Source organism: Streptomyces sp. NPDC047117 (genome assembly GCF_040643545.1).
Taxonomy (GTDB): Bacteria; Actinomycetota; Actinomycetes; order Streptomycetales; family Streptomycetaceae; genus Streptomyces.
Genome location: NZ_JBEYUN010000031.1, coordinates 37,206 through 57,266 on the forward strand (window position 1 = coordinate 37,206; position 20,061 = coordinate 57,266).

General features: G+C 73.7%; 16 protein-coding genes. 3 read left to right on the forward strand and 13 right to left on the reverse strand.

Annotation, left to right across the window (positions count from 1 at the left end; genetic code table 11):
* Positions 1 to 65: 65 nt before the first annotated feature.
* The 6 genes from ABZ840_RS35840 to ABZ840_RS35865 form a co-directional block, all read right to left on the reverse strand.
* Positions 66 to 1,001, reverse strand: coding sequence for a hypothetical protein (locus tag ABZ840_RS35840; protein ID WP_361567657.1), 936 nt, complete (start codon positions 999 to 1,001; stop codon positions 66 to 68).
* A 94-nt stretch (positions 1,002 to 1,095) separates the two neighbouring features.
* Positions 1,096 to 2,637, reverse strand: coding sequence for a hypothetical protein (locus ABZ840_RS35845; RefSeq protein ID WP_361567660.1), 1,542 nt, complete (start codon positions 2,635 to 2,637; stop codon positions 1,096 to 1,098).
* Positions 2,638 to 2,693: 56 nt separating this feature from the next.
* Entirely contained in the window at positions 2,694 to 3,338 is a 645-nt protein-coding gene (gene pcp, locus ABZ840_RS35850; protein ID WP_361567662.1) for a pyroglutamyl-peptidase I, read from the reverse strand.
* A 46-nt stretch (positions 3,339 to 3,384) separates the two neighbouring features.
* Positions 3,385 to 4,353, reverse strand: a complete 969-nt coding sequence (locus ABZ840_RS35855) for a DUF979 domain-containing protein (protein WP_361567664.1) — start codon at positions 4,351 to 4,353, stop codon at positions 3,385 to 3,387.
* Positions 4,350 to 5,057, reverse strand: coding sequence for a DUF969 domain-containing protein (locus ABZ840_RS35860; protein ID WP_361567667.1), 708 nt, complete (start codon positions 5,055 to 5,057; stop codon positions 4,350 to 4,352). The genes ABZ840_RS35855 and ABZ840_RS35860 overlap by 4 nt, the downstream gene beginning before the upstream one ends.
* A 99-nt stretch (positions 5,058 to 5,156) precedes the next feature.
* On the reverse strand, positions 5,157 to 5,882 hold the full coding sequence (locus ABZ840_RS35865) for a GntR family transcriptional regulator (protein WP_361567669.1): 726 nt from the start codon (positions 5,880 to 5,882) through the stop codon (positions 5,157 to 5,159).
* Positions 5,883 to 6,139: 257 nt separating this feature from the next.
* Between ABZ840_RS35865 and ABZ840_RS35870 the strand changes: the two genes are divergently transcribed.
* The 3 genes from ABZ840_RS35870 to ABZ840_RS35880 are packed head-to-tail and all read left to right on the forward strand — an operon-like array spanning position 6,140 to position 8,468.
* Positions 6,140 to 6,904, forward strand: coding sequence for a 5-oxoprolinase subunit PxpA (locus ABZ840_RS35870; RefSeq protein ID WP_361567671.1), 765 nt, complete (start codon positions 6,140 to 6,142; stop codon positions 6,902 to 6,904).
* Positions 6,901 to 7,587, forward strand: coding sequence for a 5-oxoprolinase subunit PxpB (gene pxpB / locus ABZ840_RS35875; protein WP_361567673.1), 687 nt, complete (start codon positions 6,901 to 6,903; stop codon positions 7,585 to 7,587). Before ABZ840_RS35870 ends, pxpB begins: the two co-directional genes overlap by 4 nt.
* Positions 7,584 to 8,468: a biotin-dependent carboxyltransferase family protein gene (locus ABZ840_RS35880; RefSeq protein WP_361567676.1), complete on the forward strand. Its 885-nt coding sequence runs from the start codon at positions 7,584 to 7,586 to the stop codon at positions 8,466 to 8,468. The genes pxpB and ABZ840_RS35880 overlap by 4 nt, the downstream gene beginning before the upstream one ends.
* Here ABZ840_RS35880 and ABZ840_RS35885 read toward each other — a convergent pair.
* From ABZ840_RS35885 to ABZ840_RS35915, 7 genes are all read right to left on the reverse strand, one after another.
* The gene (locus ABZ840_RS35885) at positions 8,465 to 9,757 is read right to left on the reverse strand and encodes an MFS transporter (protein WP_361567679.1); all 1,293 of its coding nucleotides are present in this window, start codon (positions 9,755 to 9,757) and stop codon (positions 8,465 to 8,467) included. The two genes, ABZ840_RS35880 and ABZ840_RS35885, sit on opposite strands and share 4 nt — an antisense overlap.
* Positions 9,758 to 9,828: 71 nt before the next feature.
* Positions 9,829 to 11,196, reverse strand: coding sequence for an FAD-dependent oxidoreductase (locus ABZ840_RS35890; RefSeq protein WP_361567682.1), 1,368 nt, complete (start codon positions 11,194 to 11,196; stop codon positions 9,829 to 9,831).
* A gap of 15 nt (positions 11,197 to 11,211) precedes the next feature.
* On the reverse strand, positions 11,212 to 11,799 hold the full coding sequence (locus ABZ840_RS35895; protein WP_361567684.1) for an XRE family transcriptional regulator: 588 nt from the start codon (positions 11,797 to 11,799) through the stop codon (positions 11,212 to 11,214).
* A 129-nt stretch (positions 11,800 to 11,928) separates the two neighbouring features.
* A complete protein-coding gene (locus tag ABZ840_RS35900; RefSeq protein WP_361567687.1) occupies positions 11,929 to 15,531 on the reverse strand; it encodes a hydantoinase B/oxoprolinase family protein in 3,603 nt (1,200 codons plus the stop codon).
* Positions 15,532 to 15,669: 138 nt separating this feature from the next.
* Positions 15,670 to 16,950, reverse strand: a complete 1,281-nt coding sequence (locus ABZ840_RS35905; RefSeq protein WP_361567689.1) for a glycosyltransferase — start codon at positions 16,948 to 16,950, stop codon at positions 15,670 to 15,672.
* Positions 16,947 to 18,071: a glycosyltransferase family 1 protein gene (locus ABZ840_RS35910; RefSeq protein ID WP_361567692.1), complete on the reverse strand. Its 1,125-nt coding sequence runs from the start codon at positions 18,069 to 18,071 to the stop codon at positions 16,947 to 16,949. Before ABZ840_RS35910 ends, ABZ840_RS35905 begins: the two co-directional genes overlap by 4 nt.
* A 511-nt stretch (positions 18,072 to 18,582) precedes the next feature.
* Positions 18,583 to 20,007 carry a HEAT repeat domain-containing protein gene (locus ABZ840_RS35915; protein ID WP_361567695.1) on the reverse strand — a complete coding sequence of 475 codons (1,425 nt, stop codon included), beginning with the start codon at positions 20,005 to 20,007 and terminating at the stop codon, positions 18,583 to 18,585.
* Between the last annotated feature and the right edge of the window lie 54 nt (positions 20,008 to 20,061).

The window sequence follows — 20,061 nt, forward strand, 5'->3', positions numbered from 1 at the left end:
GGTCGGTCGGTGGCCGGCCGGTCCGGCCGGCCGTCGGTCGTGGGCCGCGGCCCACGGGGGCGGGGTCAGCCCGAGTGGAAGGGCAGCCCCGCGTCGGCGACCAGGTCCAGGTCGTCGGTGTCCTCGGCGGGCAGCAGCGAGGCACTGCCGTCCGCTATGGGGACCACGCCCAGCTCCAGCAGCTCGGCCATGGCGGCCGTGCCCGCCATGTCGCGCACCTGGAGCTGGTAGCGGGCCGTGGTGCGGTACGTACCGCCCGCGTCGTCCCCGGTGCGCTGCAGGAACCCGGAGTCGACGAGGAAGGAGACGGCCTTGGCGATGATGCCGGTGGTCGAACCGGCCAGCCGCCGGGCGTCCTTGGTGGCGCCCGTCGAACTGCGCCGGGCGTACACCCGCCAGGACGCCTCCAGGCCGGGCGCGCCGCTGGTGGGGTCGGTGTTCTCGCCGGCCTCGGCGGCGCGCTCCTCCAGGCGCCGGCAGGCCTGCCGCACGAAGCCGTCCACGCCGTTGATGGTGATGCGGCCGATGTAGCCGTCGTCGGCGAGGTCCTCGGGGCGCGGGAAGGCCATCGCGGCGACGGCCAGGTGCGCGAGGCCGTGCAGGAAGCGGTCGCCCGCGTCCGTGGAGGCGCGGCGGGCGTAGTCGCCCATACGGACCGCGAAGACGGAGTCCTCGGCGGCGGTGACGGCCATGCCGGCGCGGGTGGAGACCTCCAGGACGACCAGGCCGAGCCCGGAGGCGACGGCGTCGGCGAGGCGCGCGAACGCGGGATCGTCCCGGTAACGCCGCAGCAGCTCGCCGTACTCGGCGTCGCGGGCGGGCAGCAGCTTGGGCTGGAGGCCGAAGGACACCAGGCGGGCGGCGTCCGCGGCGTCGGCGGGGGTGACCGGCGCGGGGCCCTTGGCGGGCTGCTCCGCCTCCGGTGCGGGCAGGCCCCAGCCGTCGCCCGCGCCGGCCGTCGGATCCGGCCGCGCGGTGTCGTCGGCGTCGTACTCGGTCACGAATCTGGCTCCTTGCGGATCACGGTCTCAACTCTTGTGCGCCCCTTGGCGGTGCCCGCTCCGGCGGGGATCGCAGGCGTCCCGGCTCCCGGCATCACGCCACCTCCGACCGCTCGGCCGCCATGCCCGCCGCGTCCAGCAGGGCTGTGCCCACGATGAGGTCGGCGCCGCCGAACTCGTGGTCCACCAGCTCCGTGCCGTCGTCGACCGCGAAGAGCAGCTGTCCCTCGCCCTGGCGGTACGCCGTGCCGACCGGCGGGCTCGCGGCGTGCACCGCCAGCAGCGCGACGAGGTAGGGCAGTTCGGGGTCCTGGCGGCGCGCCTCGGCGAGCAGTCCGGAGAGCCGGCGCGGCGCGTCCGGGGGCAGCGTGAGCAGCGCGGTCGCGGCGTCGAGCTGCTCCTCGCTGAACCGGCTGTCGTCGGGCGTGGCGATGAGGTCGGGCTCGGGCATCTCGGCGCCGAGGTGCTCGCGCTCCTGGGGCGGGGTGAGCAGCATCTCGACCAGGTCGCCGACCCGTACGGCGGTGGGGGTGCGCAGGCCGGTGCCCTTGGCGAAGAAGGCGTCGGTGACCCGGGTGGACTGCTCCACGGGCAGCGGCAGTACGGGGGCGACCAGCTGGCCGTACAGGTCCAGCCCGGCGTGCGCCGTGGGCGGCGCGAACGCCTGCCGGTCCTGCTCGGCGCGGAAGAGCGGGCCGGCCTCCAGGAGGCGGGACTGGAGCTGGGTGTGGCGGCGGATGCAGTCCTTGACGATGTCGACGAGCTCGGCGGCGCGCCGCTTGTGCTCCGCCGTCTTCGGGCCGTTCCCCGTCTCGGCCTCGTCCCGGGCGCGGCGGATGTTGGTGAGGATCGCGTTCTCGTGGCGGTACCGGTCGGCGACGTGGTCGAGCGCCTCGGTGATCATGTCGGGGACGGTGCGCAGCCAGTCCACGGCGCGGACGTTGCGCCGGGTCGCGTCGAGGGTCTTGCGGAGCGTCTCGGCGTACTGCACAGTGCGGTACCGCGCCTGCTCGGCGGCGAGCTGGGCGTCGGCGAGGCGACCGCGGCTGATCAGCACCTCCAGCTTGACCTCGGCGGCGATCTGGGCGCTGGTGACGTCCGTGTCCAGCGCGCCGACCAGGACGTTGACCGCCTCGTCTGTGGTGCGGAGGTAGACCGTGCCACCGGGGCCGGGGACTTCTTCGATGAGCTTGAAGTCGTAGTCCCGGCGGACGTAGTCGCCGTCGGCGGTGAACGTGCCGTAGACCGCGCGGAAGCCGCGGTCCACGCTGCCGACGTTGATCAGGTTCTCCAGGACCCAGCGGGCGACGCGCTCGTGCTCGGCCGCCGGGCGGCGCGGTGCCTGCGCCGCGATGCGGGGCTGCAGCCTGGCCACTATCTGCTCGTGGTCGGCCCCGGTGTCGAAGTCCATGTGGAGCGTGACGAGGTCGATCGCGGACAGCGCGACCTCGGCCATGGCGTAGACGCCGTACTCCCCCGCGAGGTTGGCCTTGCGCGCGTCGAGGTCGTGCAGCGGCGCCGTGCACGCGAGCGCGCGCAGCCGCCGGGCCAGGCCCTCGTCGGCGGCCGGGCCCGGCGCGGGTCGCGTCACCCCGCTGAACTGGGGCGCAGCGCTCTGGGGGGATGGAGAAGTCACGGTGAACAGATTAGGCCGTCGCACTGACAACGGACGAAACGGCACGGCCTCGCAGGTCAGTGTGTGGCGCCTCCCACAGCCTTGATGTCGTCGGTGCGGCCCGCCGCCGTGACCATGATCACGCGCAGCGCGTCGGCGGTGGCGCCGACGGGGAGCGAGGGCTCGCCCTTGTCGGTGACCTGCTCGGGGGCGTACGGGACGTGCACGAAGCCGCCGCGCGTGTCGGGCCGTTCGGTGGCCAGGAGGTGCATCAGTCCGTAGAAGACGTGGTTGCACACGAAGGTGCCGGCGGTCTGCGAGACGGAGGCGGGCAGGCCGGCCTCGCGTACGGCGGCGACGCAGGCCTTGAGGGGCAGCGTGGTGAAGTACGCCGCGGGACCGTCCTCGACGATCGGTGCATCGATGGGCTGCTCACCCGAATTGTCGGGAATGCGGGCATCGTCGATGTTGATGGCCACCCGCTCGACGGTGACGTCCGGGCGCCCGCCGGCCTGACCGACGCAGAGCACGACGCCCGGGTCCGCCGCCGCGACGGCCTCGCGGAGCGCGTCGAGCGCTTCCCCGAAGACGCAGGGCAGCTCGGCGGTCACGACCTCGACGCCGGGAGGCGGATCGGTGGCGACGGCCTCCACGGCCTGCTGGGAGGTGTTGACGTCACTCCCTTCGAAAGGGGCGAAACCCGTCAAAAGTACCCGTGTCATGCGCTGTTCCTCGGCGTCGTGCGGAGCGTGTGGGTGTGCGGTGGGGTCAGAAGGCGAAGGCGGCCATGATGACGATGTTGCAGCCGAGCAGCACGACCGCGGTGGGCAGCTGCGCCTTGATCGGACCGTACTGGTCCTTCAGTTCCAGCAGCGCCGCCGGCACGACGTTGAAGTTGGCGGCCATCGGCGTCACGAGGGTGCCGCAGAAGCCGCACAGCATGCCGATCGCGAGGATCGCCGGCGCGTTGCCGTGCGCCTGCTCGATGAGGACGGGCCAGCCGACGGCGGCGGTCATGACCGGGAAGGCCGCGAAGCCGTTGCCCATGATGACCGTGAACAGGAACATCCCGACGCAGTAGACGACGACCGCGGTGATCACCGAACCGTGCGGCAGCACCGCCTCGGTGATGATGCCGACCTGCTTGCCGACGCCGGAGACCGCGAAGATCGTGCCCAGGGTGGCCAGCAGCTGCGGCAGGAGCATCGCCCAGCCCATGGACTCCAGCATGGAACGGCCGGCGTGCAGCGGCGCGGCGACGCTCTTCTCGCGGAGCATGACCATCGCCAGGACGAGCGCCACGATGGCGCCGATCCCGAGGCCCAGGATGGTCTCGCTGCCCTCCTGGAGGAGCGGCCCGCCCCCGAAGGAGAGCTTCGGGACGAGGACGGCGCACACCAGGGCGACGGCCGGGATGGTGAGGGCGGGGAGGAACAGCTTGCTGCCGTGCTTACCGGCGCTCGCCCGCCGCTCTTCCGTAGTGGTCGTACGGGCCTTGCCGCGCCCGGTGAACCCGAAGGCGGCGAGGCAGATCATCACGAGTACGGCGACACCGAGCGGCTCGGCGGGTGCCGACTTGTCGACGACCCAGGAGCTGTACACGAAGCCCGCGCCGAGCAGGCCCCAGAAGGCCGCGGTGCCGAAGCGCTTCGGGTTGGTACGGTCGGCGGCCATCTGCAGGGCGAGCACCATGAAGAGCGCGCCGACGAGCCAGTAGAACCACTCTGCCTTGATCACTTCGCGGCCTCCTGGGTGGCGAGTTCCACGCGGGCGCCGAGCAGTTCGCGTTCCAGCGTGCGGTCCATGCGGAGCAGCCGGCCGCCGTGCACGGCAAGGGCGCACAGCCCGGTCGGGATGGCCCAGAGGGCGAGCTGCAGGGGTTCGAGGTGGGTGTTGTACGTGGAGTTGGCGAAGCCGGTGATCAGCAGGATCGAGCCGACGGCGAGGAAGACGTCCTCGCCGAAGAACAGCCCGACATTGTCGGCGCTGGCGGTGAAGGAACGAATCTTCTCCCGCGTCTTGTCCGGCAGCGCCCCGTAGCGGCGCTCGGCGGCGCCCTCGGCCATCGGGGCGGCGAGCGGGCGCACGGTCTGCGCGGGCCCGAAGAGGTCCCGCAGGCCGAGCGCGGCGAAGCCCTGACGGAGCACGAGGTACAGCGTCAGGAAGCGTCCGGTGGTCAGCTTCGAGAAGCGCGAGATGAGGTTGCGCGCCTGCTCCTGGAGGCCGTGGCGCTCCAGGAGGCCGATGACCGGCAGCGTGATGACGAAGATCGTCACGGCCCGGCTGGAGGCGAAGCCGTCCCCGAAGGCCGCGAGCACCTTCTGCGGGGACAGCCCGCCGAGGAAGCCGGTGGCGATGCCCGCCACCCCCACCACCAGCAGAGGATTGCGCCGCGTGGCGAAGCCGATGATCACCACGAGAACGCCCAGAAGAACGATCACCGGGACCGCCTTTCGCACGCAGAACCCCACGGACGTCGTGGGGATGTGCCAGGACGGTAGAGGATCGTTCTACGATCCGACAATAGGTTGAACGTTCTGTTACCGCGTGGAAACTTCTCCGGACACCTGCTGCGCGTACGCGCTCGCCAGCTGCGCCCGGGAGTCCTCCAGGTAGGACGCGAGCAGGCGCTCGGCCTGCGCCGTGTCGCCGCCCTGCAGCGCTTCGAGGATCTGCCGGTTCCGCGTGAGGTACGGCTCGTGGAAGCGGCGCGGGTCGTCCATCACGTGGAACACCAGCCGCAGCTCGGCGAGGACGCCACGCATCAGCTCGTCCATGCGCGGGCTGCCGGCCAGCGCGACCAGCGCCTGGTGGAATCGGATATTGGCGGTCGACAGGTCCTGCCAGGACCGCTCCAGGGCCGCCCGTTCCCCCGCCAGCACGGCCGCCTCGACCTGGTCCAGCTCGTACGGCGGCTCGCCCAGGCCCCGGATCACGGCGCATTCGATCATGGCGCGCACCCGGTAGATGTCGAGCAGGTCCTCCACCGCGACCACCCGCACGAAGACGCCGCGGTTCAGCTCGTGCACCAGCAGCCGTTCGTGCGTGAGCAGCCGGAACGACTCCCGGAGGGTGTTGCGCGAGACCCCCAGCGCCCCTCCGATGGAGTCCTCCGACAGCCGCACCCCGGGCGGGAAGAACCCCTCCGCAATACGGTCGCGCAGTATGTCGGCGACCCGTTCGGCAGTGCTCGTCCGCCCCAGCAGCGCCCGGTCCACCGCCAGTCCGGCCGGCTCCACGAGCCCCCTGTCGATGCCCTTCGCCACGTCGCGCCTCACTTTCGTCCCCCGGTCACCCGACCGCCTACGGCGGCCGTCCGGCCGCCCACGAGGGCACGCAGTCAATCCCAGATCGACGAACAAGACAACAACCCTCTTGTCCTATCGTTCAACAATCCTCTAGCTTGATGCGGTAACCGGTCGGCCCGAGCGCCCATGGAGGACAGCCGCTACGGAAACGGGCCGGCCGGCTCTGCCTTGCCCTGCCCCCGACCGGCGCCGCCGGCCTGTTGGAACGGACGCACATGACGGACCCGGTGATCGACCTCAACGCCGACCTCGGTGAAGGGTTCGGACGGTGGCACCTCACCGACGACGACAGTCTCCTCTCCGTCGTCACCAGCGCCAACGTCGCGTGCGGCTTCCACGCGGGCGACCCCTCGACGATGCGCAGGGTATGCGAGACCGCCGCCGAGCGCGGCGTCCGCATCGGTGCCCAGGTCTCCTACCGCGACCTCGCGGGCTTCGGCCGCCGCGCCATGGACGTGCCCGCGGACGAACTCGCCGACGAGATCGCCTACCAGATCGGTGCCCTGGAGGTCTTCGCGCGCGCCGCGGGCTCGCAGGTCACGTACGTGAAGCCGCACGGCGCGCTGTACAACCGTGCCGTGCACGACGCCGATCAGGCCGCCGCGATCGTGGCGGGCATCCGGCGCGCGGCCGGCCCGCTGCCCGTCCTCGGGCTCCCCGGCTCACAGTTGCACGCGGCGGCGCACGCCGCCGGACTGCCCACCGTCACCGAGGCGTTCGCCGACCGCGCCTACACCGCCGCCGGCACCCTGGTCCCACGCCGTGAGCCCGGCGCGGTCGTCCACGACCCGGACGCCGTCGTCAAGCGCTCCCTCGGCCTCGCCCGCGACCACGCCGTCACCGCCATCGACGGCGAGCGCGTGGAGGTCGACGTGCAGTCGCTGTGCCTGCACGGTGACACTCCGGGCGCCGCGGCGCTCGCCCGGCGGGTACGCGACGAGCTGACGGCCGCCGGCGTCCGTGTGGCGGCGTTCGCATGACCGCACCCCCGTCCGCCTCCACCGCGGACCGCGTCCTGCCGATGCGCACCCTGCCCGTGGGCGACCACGGCCTGCTCGTCGAGCTGGACAGCGGCGAGGCCGTCGAGGCGCTCCACGCCGAGCTGCTGCGCCGCGCCGCGGCCGGGCGGCTCCCCGCCACCCGCGAGATCGTGCCGGCGGCCCGTACCGTGCTGATCGACGGGCTCGACGCACCGGAACGGTTCGCGGCAGAGCTGGCCGGCTGGGAGATCCCGCCGGCCGCCCGGTCCGGTGCGCGGACCCTCGAGGTCCCCGTCCGCTACGACGGTCCGGACCTCGCCGACGTCGCCGAGCTGTGGGGCGTCACCCCCGACGAGGTCGTACGGATCCATTCCGGCACCGAATTCCGCGTCGCCTTCTGCGGGTTCGCGCCCGGCTTCGGGTACCTCACCGGCCTGCCCGAGCGCTACCACGTGCCGCGCCGCGCCACCCCGAGGACCCGCCTCCCGGTCGGCTCCGTGGCCCTCGCAGGTCCGTACACGGGGGTGTACCCGCGCTCCTCCCCCGGGGGCTGGCAGTTGCTGGGCACTACGGACGCCGTCCTGTGGGACTCCTCCCGGGAGCCCGCGGCCCTGTTCACTCCGGGCACCCTCGTACGCTTCGTCCCCCAACCGTTCGACCCGCACCCGGAGGCGGCCCAGTGACCGACCGCGCATTCGCCGTCGTACGCGCGGGGGCACTGACCACCGTCCAGGACCTCGGGCGCGCCGGCCATGCCCACGTGGGCGTCCCGCGCTCCGGCGCGCTGGACGCGGCCGCACACCGCCTGGCCAACCGCCTCGTCGGCAACGCCCCCGAAGCGGCGACCCTGGAGACCACCGTCACCGGCTGCGCGGTACGGATGCGGTGCGCGGTCACGGTGGCCGTCACCGGAGCCCCCTGCCCGGTGACCGTCGACGGCCGCCCCGCCGCCTGGGGCGCCCCCGTGCACGTGCCGGCCGACGCCGTACTGGAGGTGGGCACCGCCACCCACGGGCTGCGCAGCTACGTGGCCTTCGCGGGCGGTGTCGACGCCGAACCGGTACTGGGCAGCCGCGCCACCGACCTCCTCTCGGGGCTCGGCCCCGACCCGCTCGCCGACGGCGCCGTACTGCCGCTCGGCGCACCGGGCGCGCCGGGCACCGCCGCCGACGCGGTGCCGCACGCCGGTCCGGTGCGTGAGCTGGTGCTGCCGGTGCGCCTCGGGCCGCGCGACGACTGGTTCACGGCGGCCGGGCTGCGGACCCTGCTGACGGGTGTCTGGCGGGTGTCGTCCGCGAGCAACCGCATCGGCCTGCGGACGGAGGGCCCGTCGCTGGAGCGGGCCCGGGACGGCGAGCTCCCCAGCGAGGGCATGGCGCTGGGCGCCGTCCAGGTGCCCCCGAACGGCCTCCCGGTGCTCTTCCTCGCCGACCACCCGACGACCGGCGGCTACCCGGTCGTCGGCGTCGTCCAGGAGGCCGCGCTGCCGGCCGCCGCCCAGGCCGCGCCGGGTACCCCGGTGCGCTTCGTACGCGCCCACCCCGGCCCCCGGGCGCGCGGCTAATCGAGTTGGTCCGCGGTCCGGGCGCTGCGGGCCAGGACCGCCAGGGAGCAGACCAGCGACACGGCCACCAGCGCCATCTGGTAGACCGCGACGGGCACGATGGAGCCGCCGCCGGCGGTGAACAGCCACTCGCCGACCAGCGGGGCCGTGCCGCCGATCAGCGCCGAGCACAGCTGGTACGACAGCGAGATGCCGGTATAGCGGACGCGGGCGGGGAACGCCTGGGCGAGCAGCCCCGCCAGGATCGCGTAGTTCATCGCGCCGGTGACGCCCAGCAGGGAGATGCCGAACCCGGCGGCGACCGCGTCCTCCGTGGCCACGAGGGCGTACATGACCGGTACCAGCAGGAAGTTGAGCGTCAGCAGCGTGCCGACCGTGCGGGCCGCGCCGAACCGCTCCGCCAGGACCACGCCCAGTGGCTGCACGAGGAACTGCACGACGCTGTAGCAGAGCAGCACGTTCAGCATCGTGGAGCGGTCGAAGGAGAGGTCGCTCGTGGCCCAGGAGAGCACGAACGTGGTGATGAAGTAGGTCGCGGCGATACCGATGGAGCTGGCCAGCACGCCCAGCACCAGGGTGCCGGGATGGTGCCGCAGGACCTCGCCGAGCGGCACCCGGGCCACCGCCCGCTCCGTACGCAGCCGCGTGAACTCCGGCGACTCCTCCACCCGCAGCCGGATCACCAGCCCGACGATCACCAGCAGGGCCGAGAAGACGAACGGCAGCCGCCAGCCCCAGGCGTCGAACGACGCGTCCGGCAGCTGCGAGAGCAGCGCGAAACTCAGCGTGGCCAGGATCGACCCGGCGGGCGAGCCCTGCTGCGCGAAGGCCCCGAAGGTCATTCCCCGGCCGCGAGGCGCGTGTTCGGAGGCGATGAGCACCGCGCCACCCCGCCCCCAAGGCCTAAAGGGCCAGGGGGGGGACCCCCTTCCGCCCACCGCCATGCCCTGCAGCATGCGCAGCACGATGAGCAGTACGGGGGCCAGCAGCCCGACGCTGCTGTAGGTGGGCAGCAGCCCTATGAGGGTCGTGGCGACGCCCATCATCAGGAGCGTGGTCACGAGCGTCTTCTTGCGGCCGATGCGGTCCCCGAGGTGCCCGAAGACGACGCCCCCGATGGGGCGCGCGAGGAAGCCCAGCCAGCCGGGTGCCGAAGGAGGCCAGCATGCCGGTGCCCGAGGAGGAGACGGGGAAGAACAGCTTGCCCAGTACCAGCGCGGACGCGGTGCTGTAGATGTAGAAGTCGTACCACTCGATGGTGGTGCCGATGAACGAGGCGAGTCCCGCACGGCGTGCGGTCCGGCTGTCGCCGCCTTCGTGTGCCGTGGCGCTGCCCGCGGCCTTCGTGGTGGCGTCCAGGTCAGCGCCCCGAGATGCGGTCTGCGAGCTTCGCGATCGGCGCCGTGCTGGTGCGGCGCGCCGCCTCGCTGCGGTCCGCCGCCCGGTAGGCGGCGTACATGCCGTGCACGCCGAGCCAGCGGGCCGGCTCCGGCTCCCACGCCCGGGTCCGGTGGCCGGTCCACGGCAGGCGCGTCAGCTCGGTGTCCCGCTCCAGTACGAGGTCGCGCAGCGTACGGCCGGCCAGGTTGGTGGCCGCGACGCCGTGGCCCACGTAGCCGCCCGCCCAGCCCAGTCCCGTGGCCCGGTCGAAGGAGACGGAAGCGCACCAGTCGCGCGGTACGGCGAGCACTCCGGACCAGGCGTGCTCGATCCGCGCCCCGACGGTCGCGGGCAGCAGCCGGTTCAGGGTGTCGCGCAGCGCCCGTACCGTCTTCGGGCTGGTGCGCCCGTCCTGGTCCACGCGGGACCCGAAGCGGTACGGGACACCCCGCCCGCCGATCGCGATCCGGCCGTCGGCGGTGCGCTGCGCATACGTGTAGGCGTGCGTGAGGTCGCTGAGCAGTTCGTGGCCGTCCCAGCCGATGGCCTTCCAGGCGGCGGACAGCGGCTCCGTGACGACCATGGAGGAGTTCATCGGCAGCCAGGTGCGGCGCTCTCCGTGCAGGTCCGTGGTGAAGCCCTCGGTGGCCCGCAGGACGCTTCGGGCCCGTACCGTCCCGAAGGGCGTCTCCACGCGCCCCGGGGCGATGCGGATGGCGGGCGTGGACTCGTGGATGCGCACTCCGAGGGCCGCGACCGCCCGGGTGAGTCCCTGGACCAGCTTGGCCGGGTGAACCCGTGCGCAGTGCGGGTTGTGCACGCCGCCCAGCGCGCCGGCCACATCGACCCGGTCGCGCACCTCGCGTCCCGAGAGCAGCACCTCGTCCTCGTTGCCCCAGTACCGCGACTTCTCGTGCGCGGCGCGCAGTCGCGGCAACTGGGCGGGCCGGTGGGCCACGCTCAGGTAGCCGCTCTTGACCACGTCGGCGTCGATGCCCTCGGCCTCGGCCACCGCGATGACCTCGTCCACCGTGGCGTTCATGGCCCGTTGCAGCTCCAGAACGGACTGCCGGCCCCGCTCCTTCGCGTACGTCGCGGGCGAGCCGGCGATCTTCGCACTGAGCCAGCCGGCGTTGCGCCCCGAAGCACCGAAGCCGGCGAACTCCCGCTCCAGTACGACGATGTCGAGGCCCGGGTCGGCCTTCTTGAGGTAGTACGCGGTCCACAGCCCGGTGAAGCCGGCGCCGACGACGCACACGTCGGCGTCGACCGGTCCGTCCAGGGGATCGCGCCGGCCGGGGACGCCGGTCTGGCGGTACCAGAAGGAGATGTTGCCGTTCCACGTCATCGTCGCCTCCGTCGCTCAGTAGCTGGGCGGGCTGATCACCCACAGGACCCTGGCGCCGTCGCCGCCGGTCTCCACGAGCTTGTGCGGGACCGCGCTGCTGTGCCGGATGCTGTCGCCGGCCCCGAGGGCGAACATCTCGCCCCCGAGGTGCAGTTCGACCTCGCCCTCCAGTACGTGGAGGAACTCCTCGGAGTCGCCGTGGGTGTAGGGCTGGTCCCCGGTCGACCCGCCGGGGGCGAACTCGCCGAGGAACGCCTCCAGGTGATGCTGCGGCCCCGGAGTGAGCCGGAACTTGCGCCCCAGCACCCCGAAGGTGAGGCTCGGCGCCGCTGCCGCCTTCAGGACCCGCGGGCCGGTCGTGTAGTCGGCGGCGAACAGATCGCCCATCTTCAGGCCGAGCGCGCCGGCGATCTGCTGGAGCGTGGCGATGCTCGGGTTCGCCATGCCGCGTTCGACCTGGCTGAGGTACCCCTCGCTGATGCCGGCCGCGTCGGCGACCGCCCGCAGTGTCCGCCGCCGCGCACGGCGCAGTGCGCGCAGCCGCTCGCCCACAGGGACGTCCCCGGCACCGTCGTCCTGCTGCCCTTCGGGCCCATGTGCCATGGCGGGGAACCTAAAGAACTCTGGCCCCGAGGACAAGAGTTCTTGCACAGCACCTCAGAAATCTTTACCGCCTTGCCAAGGACTGCGCGGCCACGGACTGCGGGGCGGCGGACTGCGGGCCACTGGCCGCTACGCGGACGGCTCCCCGTACCCACCGCCGCCCGGCGTACGGACCACCAGCACGTCTCCGGTGTCCATCTCGGCCACGTCACAGCCCGCCAGCCGCTCCGTGCGGCCGTCCGCACGCTCCACGAGGTTCTCGCCCGGGGCACCCGGCGCGCCGCCCGCCATGCCGTACGGCGGCACCTTGCGGTGCCCGGTCAGCAGGGCCACCGTCATCGGCTCCAGGAAGCGGAGGCGGCGGGTGACGCCACAGCCGCCGTGCCACCGCCCGTGGCCGCCGCTCCCGTCCCGGACGGAGAAGTCCTCGACGCGTACCGGATAGCGCCACTCCAGCACTTCGGGGTCGGTGAGACGGGAGTTGGTCATGTGGGTCTGCACGGCATCGGCACCATGGAAGCCGTCGCCCGCGCCCGAGCCGCTGGCGACCGTCTCGTAGTACTGCACGCGGTCGTTCCCGAAGGTGACGTTGTTCATCGTGCCGGCGCCCTCGGCCTGGACGCCGAGCGCCCCGTAGAGCGCACCGGTGACCGCCTGGGAGGTCTCCACGTTCCCCGCGACGGTGGCGGCCGGGAAGACCGGCGCGAGCATCGAGCCCTCCGGGATGCGCACCCGGAGGGGCTTCAGGCAGCCGCTGTTGAGCGGGATGTCGTCGGCGACCAGGGTGCGGAAGACGTACAGCACCGCGGCCATCACCACCGAACTGGGCGCGTTGGCGTTGCCGGGCTGCTGGGGCGAGGTACCGGCGAAGTCGAGCACCGCGCCGCGCTCTTCGTGGTCCACGGTCAGCGCGACCCGGATCTCCGCTCCGCTGTCGGTCTCGTACCGGAAGGAGCCGTCGGCCAGTCCTGCGATGATGCGGCGCACCGATTCCTCGGCGTTGTCCTGCACGTGGCCCATGTAGGCACGCACTACATCGAGGCCGAACTGCCCGATCATCCTGTGCAGCTCCCGGATGCCCTTCTCGTTCGCGGCGATCTGGGCCCGCAGGTCGGCGATGTTGGCGTCCGGGGAGCGCGAGGGGTACGGCCCTTCGGTGAGCAGCTGCCGCGTCTCCTCCTCGCGCAGCGTCCCGTCGCGCACGAGGAGCCAGTTGTCGAAGAGCACGCCCTCCTCCTCGACCGTGCGGCTGAAGGCCGGCATGGAGCCGGGCGTGATGCCGCCGATCTCGGCGTGGTGGCCGCGGGAGGCCACCAGGAAGAGCAGCTGTTCACCCCGCTCGTCGAAGACGGGGGTGACGACCGTGACGTCGGGGAGGTGCGTGCCGCCGTGGTACGGGTCGTTGATCGCGTACACGTCGCCGGGGCGCATGTCGTCCTCGCGCCGCCGCAGCACCTCCTTGATGGACTCCCCCATCGACCCGAGGTGGACCGGGATGTGGGGAGCGTTGGCGATCAGGTTGCCGTCGGCGTCGAACAGCGCGCAGGAGAAGTCGAGCCGCTCCTTGATGTTGACGGAGTGCGCCGTGTGTTCGAGGCGCACCCCCATCTGCTCGGCGATGGCCATGAAGAGGCTGTTGAAGACCTCCAGCATGACCGGATCGGCGGCGGTACCGACGGCCGTGCGCTCGGGGCGCGCCTCGACCCGGGAGAGCAGCAGGTGGCCGTGGTCTGCCGCGGCCGCCTGCCACCCCGGGTCGACCACGGTGGTCGCGTCGTCCTCCACGACGATCGCGGGGCCGGTCACGGTGTCCCCGGGACGCAGCTCCGTACGCCGGTACAGGCGGGTCTCCCGCCACTGCCCGCCGACGAACATCCGGACGGTGTCCAGCGGCCTCAGCGGTCCCTCCCGGTCCGTCGCGAGGCTGCGGTGGCGCGCGGTGCCGCCGGCCGCGCCCACGGCCTCCACGGAGGCCGCCTCGGCGATCAGCGGCTTGTCCATGGTGAACGCGTACCGGGTGCGGTGGACGCGGGCGAACTCGGCGGCCATGTCGTCCGCCCCGGCGAGCGGCACGGGGATGCCGGCGTCGGTGCCCGCGTACCGGAGGACGACGTGGGCCCGGGTGGTGATGCTCTCCTCGGGCACGCCGTCGGCGAGGAGTTCGTCGCGGGTCCGCTCGGCGAGCCCGTCGCAGGTCGCGCGGATCCCCTCCATGGCGTCGGCCGTCAGCTCGGTCTCGATGGCCTGTTCCCGCATCGCCGTGGCGTCGGCGACCCCGATGCCGTACGCGGAGAGCACGCCCGCCAGCGGGGGCACGACGACCGTGCCGATGCCGAGCGCGTCGGCGACCGCGCAGGCGTGCTGGCCGCCCGCGCCGCCGAAGCTGGTGAGCGCGTACCGGGTCACGTCGTGGCCGCGCTGCACGGAGATCTTCTTGACCGCGTTGGCCATGTTGAGCACGGCGATGTCCAGGAAGCCCGCGGCGACCTCCTCCGGGCCGCGCCGGTCGCCCACCGCCTTCTCGGCCTCCCGCGCGAGCCCTTCGAAGCGCTCGCGCACCTCGTCTGCGTCCAGCGGCTGGTCGCCGTGCGGGCCGAACACCGCAGGGAAGTGCGCGGGCTGGATGCGGCCGAGCATGACGTTCGCGTCGGTGACCGTGAGGGGGCCGCCGCGGCGGTAGCAGGCGGGCCCCGGGACGGCGCCCGCCGAGTCGGGCCCCACCCGGTAGCGGCGCCCGTCGAAGTGCAGGACGGAGCCGCCGCCGGCCGCGACCGTGTGGATGTTCATCATGGGCGCGCGCATCCGTACGCCCGCGACCTCGCTGCCCAGTACCCGCTCGAACTCGCCCGCGTAGTGCGACACATCGGTGGAGGTGCCGCCCATGTCGAATCCAATGACCTTGTCGTGCCCGGCCTCGGCGGCGGAGCGGACCATGCCCACGACGCCGCCCGCCGGCCCGGAGAGCACCGCGTCCTTCCCCCTGAAGTGCTCGGCCTTCCGCAGCCCTCCGTTGGACTGCATGAACATCAGCCGGATGCCGGGGAGTTGAGCGGCGACCTCCTCCACGTAGCGCCGCAGGATGGGCGACAGGTAGGCGTCCACCACGGTGGTGTCGCCGCGCGGCACGAGCTTCATCAGCGGGCTCACCTCGTGCGAGCAGCTGACCTGGGTGAATCCCGCCTCCGTGGCCAGCCCGGCGAGCTCCTTCTCGTGCGCCGGGTGACGGTACCCGTGGAGCAGTACGACGGCGGCGCTGCGAAGGCCCGCTTCGTAGGCGGCGGTCAGCGCCTCCCGGGCCGCGCCGGCATCGAGGGGCGTGACCGTCTCCCCGTGCGCGTCCACGCGCTCCGGCACCTCGATCACCCGGTCGTACAGTGCTTCGGGCAGCACGATGTGCCGGTCGAACAGCCGGGGCCGGTTCTGGTAGGCGATGCGGAGCGCGTCCCTGAAGCCGCGCGTGGTGACGAGCACGGTGGGCTCGCCCTTGCGTTCCAGAAGGGCGTTGGTGGCCACGGTGGTGCCCATCTTCACGACGGCCACCTGCTCCGCGGGCACCGCCTCCCCGGGCGCGAGCCCCAGCACCTCCCGGATCCCCGCGACGGCCGCGTCGTCGTACCGCTCGGGATGGTGCGAGAGCAGCTTCCGCGTGACCAGCCCCCCGTCGGGCCGCCGCGCCACCACGTCCGTGAAGGTCCCGCCCCGGTCGATCCAGAACTGCCAGCGTCCCGTCATGCACCCATTGTGACAACGGAACCAGGTCAAGGGAGCGCTCCGAAGGGGACGGCGCGTTGCCCATGAGAGGCGACCGCCGGGCGTGCGGGAGGGCTCCGGAGGAGCGGCGAGGGCCCCGGAGAGGCCGCCGAGTGGGCGTCAGGCCGCTCCCCTGAGAGCCGGTGGGCGGGACGGGGTGAGGGGGGCCGCGTCGTGGGCGGTGAGGAAGGCGTTGATCGCGGCGTGCCAGCCGAAGTGTTCGGCGCGGTGGCGGGCCGCGGCGCGGCGGGGTTCTTCGGGGCGGGCCAGGACGCGGCGGACGGCGGCGGCGATGCTGTCGCCGTCGTCGAGGGCGGTGTCGCCCGCGGGGCCGATCAGGCCGGCGAGCGCGGAGCCGGCGTTGGCGACGACCGGGGTACCGCAGGCCAGCGCCTCCAGCGCGGCGAGCCCGAACGTTTCCGCGGGCCCCGGTGCGAGGAGGACGTCGGCGCTGGCCTGGAGGGCGGCGAGCGCGCAGGCGTCGCTGACGTGGCCGAGGAACGCCACCGGCAGCCGCTCGGCCCGGGCACGGGACTCCAGGCGGGCGCGCAGCGGGCCGTCACCGGCCACGGCCAGCGCGGCGTCCACCCCGCCGGCGCGCAGCCGGGAGAGGGCGTCCAGGGCCCTTCCCGGGCGCTTCTCCACCGACAGCCGGGAGCACAGCAGGAGCACGGCGGACGCGCCGCCGCCGGTCCGCCGGCGCAGTTCCTCGCTGCGGCAGCCGGGGTGGGCGCGGGCCAGGTCGACGCCGAGCGGGGCGGTGACCACGTTGCGCGCGCCCGTCCTGGTGAACTCGGCCGCCGCCCACTCGGTCGTGCAGACGACGCGCGTGTAGGCGTGCGCGGTACGGAGGTTGAGCCGGTCCGCGACCGACCGCGCGGCGTACCGGGGCACGCCCCACGTGTGCAGCACCCCGTCCACGCTCTCGTGCGAGACCATCACCGCGGGCACCCGGGCGCGCCGGGCCCACTCCCCGGTCCAGCGCAGGGTCGTACGGTCGGAGACCTCCAGGCGGTCCGGGGCGAGGGTGCGCAGCAGCCGCTCCAGGTGCGCGCGTCCGGCGAGGACCCGGTACCCGCCGGTGCCGGGCAGCACCGGGCCGGGGAGGGTGATCACCCTCCCCTGCGGGGTGCGTTCGTCGCTCGCGACCGGTCCCGGCACGACGAGCACCGGGTCGTGACCGGCCGTCCGGTACCCCTCGCCCAGCTCCCGCAGGGCCGTGCGCAGCCCGCCGGACGCCGGGGTGACGAAGTTCGCGAGCCGCACGATGCGCAGCCCCTCGGGGCGCGGATCCCGGTGCCCGGCGGCGTCCGCCTCGGACTGCCTCCGCAGGTGCTCCGTGCGGTCGTACCCCCTGCCGTCGTACCCCGTGCGGTCGTACTCCGTACCGTCGCGCCTCATGCCGGCACCGCCTCCCGTTGTCCCAGTACGTCCTCGTAGTGCGCCAGCAGCCGGTCACCGACCGCCTCCCATGTGCGGTCCGTGACGGCCGCGCGTCCCGCCGCCCCGTATGCGGCGCGCAGCCGCGGGTTGTCGGCAAGCACCTGCACCGCGTCCCGCAGCGCGGCGGCGTCCCCCGGTGCGACGAGCAGCCCGGTGCGCCCGTGCTGCACGAGGTCCAGCGGGCCGCCCGCCGCCGGAGCCACCACCGGCACCCCGCTCGCCATGGCCTCCTGCACGGTCTGGCCGAAGGTCTCGTACGGGCCGGTGTGCACGAAGACGTCCAGGCTGGCGAAGAGCCGGGCCAGTTCGTCCCCGGTGCGGCGGCCCAGAAAGCGCGTCCCGGGCAGCGCCCCGCGCAGCGCCGGTGCGCTCGGCCCGTCACCGATCACGATGGTCCGTACGCCCGGCAGCCGCTCCGCCTCCCGCAGCAGACCGACCTCCTTCTCCGGGGCGAGCCGCCCGATGTACCCCACCAGCACCTCCCGCCCTGCGGCCAGCGAGCTGCGCAGCACCTCGTCGCGCCGGGCCGGGTGGAACCGCACGGAGTCCACCCCGCGCGGCCACAGGAGCACCCGTGGGACGCCGTGCTCGGTCAGTTCCCGGGCCGCGGCCGTGGACGGAGCCAGGGTGCGGTCCGCGGCGCTGTGCACCGCGCGCAGCCGCCGCCAGGCCGCCGCGCTGCCCGTGCCCAGGTACGTACGCGCGTAGCGGCCCAGGTCGGTCTGGTAGACGGCGACGGCGGGCACCCCGAGGCGGGCGGCGGCCGCCATGCCGCGCACGCCGAGCACGAAGGGGCTCGCGAGGTGGACGAGGTCGGGCCGGTGCGCGCCGAGCGCGGCGGCCAGCTTGCGGCCCGGCAGCGCGACCCGGACCTGCGGGTAGCCGGGCAGCGGCAGCGAGGGCACCCGCACGACCGGGCACGGCGGGGTCCGGCCCGCCGCCGGGTCCTGCGCCGCCGCGGGGGCCACGACCAGCGGCTCGTGGCCCCGCCGCACCAGATGCCGGGCGGTCTCCAGGGTGCAGTGCGCGACGCCGTTGACGTCGGGCGGGAAGGATTCGGTGACGATGACGACACGCATACCGGTGTTGTCGGCGGGCCGGGCGTGGACGGGGCCAAGGGGATCTTTCCAACGGGGGAACGTCCCATGAGCGTTGGTCGCCCGAGTGATAAGAGGTGCTTGAGTGACAAGAGGGATTTGAGTGGCAGGAGGGCCGCGAGACGGCGAGGCGCGCTCATCTCTCGGCGCCCGGGGGCGTGCCGCGCTCAGCACGACGGCACAGCACGACGGCGGCGGGAGTTCCCGTACGGCTGTTCTCTGTGCGGGTCCGCTACGTCCCGTCCCGTACGCGCGTCGACGGCCCCGTGTGCGGCGAGTCGGTCGCACCGTACGGGGCCACGATCCGCAGCCCGTCGTAGGACGTACGGCCACGCGCCATACGCATACGACGGGGCCGCGGTCCGCGGCGCACGAAGGCCGGCAACGACATCGCACACAGGGGGCAGCAGCGCCGCACACGAGACGGACCGCGGCATGACGCACAGGCGACGCGGCGCACGAAGGGGCTTGTCCGACCCGGCGGGCCCGCAGGTCAGACCTCGGCGGCGTCCGGGCCGATGCGTCCGCGTACGGCGGTCTGGACCTCGGTCTCCTCGGCCGGGTCGGCGGCGAGCCGGCGGAGCTGTTCCACGACACGGGCGTCGCCGGTGGCGGCGGTCCGTGCGGCGAGCTCCCGGGTGGTCTCCTCGCAGTCCCAGAGGCACTCGACGGCGAACCCGGCGGCGAAGCCGGGATCGGTGGCCGCGAGCGCGGCGGCCGCCCGGCCGCGCAGATGGGAGGAGGAGGTCTCGCGGTAGATGTGGCGCAGTACGGGGGCGGCGCACTCCACGCCGAGCCGTCCGACGCCGTCGGCCAGCTCCCACAGGCCGTCCGCGTCCGGACCCTCGGCCTGCACCGTCCTGCGCAGCGCCGCGAGCACCGTACCGGCGTCCTGGACGCCGCCGCGCCGGGCGAGCAGCCCCGCGGCCACGGCGCCCAGCCGGTCCGGACGGCGGGCCCAGACCCTGGCGCGTTCGACGGCTGCCACGGCGCGCATGCGGACAAAGGCGCTGGTCGCTGCTTCCGTGAGCTCCACGCACCCGAGCGGGTCGGAGACGGCGGCCTCGATCAGGTCGAGCGCTTCGGGGTCGCCGCGCTCGGCGAGGTGGCGCAGGGCGGCGGCGCGGGCCGCGTCCGGGCCGCTGCGGGCGGCGGCGAGCAGCTCGGGGCGGTCCTCGGGACCGGCCACCGCGGCGAGGCAGCGGGCGGCGGCGCCGGTCCGCCACTCGGCGGGCCGGGCGGCCCGGCCGTCCTCGGCCCACTGGAGGACCTCACGGACGCTCCAGCCGGGGCGCGGACCGCTCGGCGCGAGCTGGCGCTGCCAGCGGTCGAAGCAGCCCTGCTCGCCCGCGGCCCGCACCCGGGCGCCGTACCGGTCCTCCTCGGCCCACAGCCGCCACGGGCGGGGCTCGAAGGCGTCCCGTACGGCGGCGGCCAGCTCGGCCTCGCCCTCGGGGGTCTCCGGGAAGCGCGCCAGTACGGCGGGCGCAAGGGAGAGCAGGCCCTCGTCGTCGTCACGCAGAGCGAGCTCGTCCAGGGCCCAGCGCCAGTTGGCACCGACCGCGGCGTAGCTGCGCAAGAGGAGCAGCGCGGCGTCGCGCCCGTAGGAGGCGAGGTGGCCGAGCACGGAGAGCGCGAGGCCGGTGCGCTCCTCACGGGTGTCGGTGCGGTCGTCGGGGTGGAAGAGGTGCCGTTCGATCTCTTCGAGTCCGCCGTCGAGCTGCATGTAGAGGCGTGCGTAGTACAGCGAGCGGTTCTCCAGCTGCCAGTCGCGCCGGGGGTCGCGCAGCACGCTGTCGTCGAGGGCGGCCAGGGCCTCGGCCCGGGGCGCCGCCAAGGCATGCAGGGTCCCGTCGCCGCGGCCTCGCTGGAGGAGGCCGAGCAGGGTGCCACTGGGCGCTATGTCTGGATCGAACATGAGGTCAGCATCCGGTGCGGGGGACTGGCTGGCAACGGGATTTCCGCTGACCGG

Coding starts and splice junctions, on each gene's coding strand:
- ABZ840_RS35910 (WP_361567692.1), bottom strand. CDS start 18,071: ATGCGTGTCGTCATCGTCACCGAATCCTTCCCGCCCGACGTCAACGGC.
- ABZ840_RS35900 (WP_361567687.1), bottom strand. CDS start 15,531: ATGACGGGACGCTGGCAGTTCTGGATCGACCGGGGCGGGACCTTCACG.
- ABZ840_RS35915 (WP_361567695.1), bottom strand. CDS start 20,007: ATGTTCGATCCAGACATAGCGCCCAGTGGCACCCTGCTCGGCCTCCTC.
- ABZ840_RS35870 (WP_361567671.1), top strand. CDS start 6,140: ATGACGGACCCGGTGATCGACCTCAACGCCGACCTCGGTGAAGGGTTC.
- ABZ840_RS35905 (WP_361567689.1), bottom strand. CDS start 16,950: ATGAGGCGCGACGGTACGGAGTACGACCGCACGGGGTACGACGGCAGG.
- ABZ840_RS35890 (WP_361567682.1), bottom strand. CDS start 11,196: ATGACGTGGAACGGCAACATCTCCTTCTGGTACCGCCAGACCGGCGTC.
- pcp (WP_361567662.1), bottom strand. CDS start 3,338: ATGACACGGGTACTTTTGACGGGTTTCGCCCCTTTCGAAGGGAGTGAC.
- ABZ840_RS35895 (WP_361567684.1), bottom strand. CDS start 11,799: ATGGCACATGGGCCCGAAGGGCAGCAGGACGACGGTGCCGGGGACGTC.
- pxpB (WP_361567673.1), top strand. CDS start 6,901: ATGACCGCACCCCCGTCCGCCTCCACCGCGGACCGCGTCCTGCCGATG.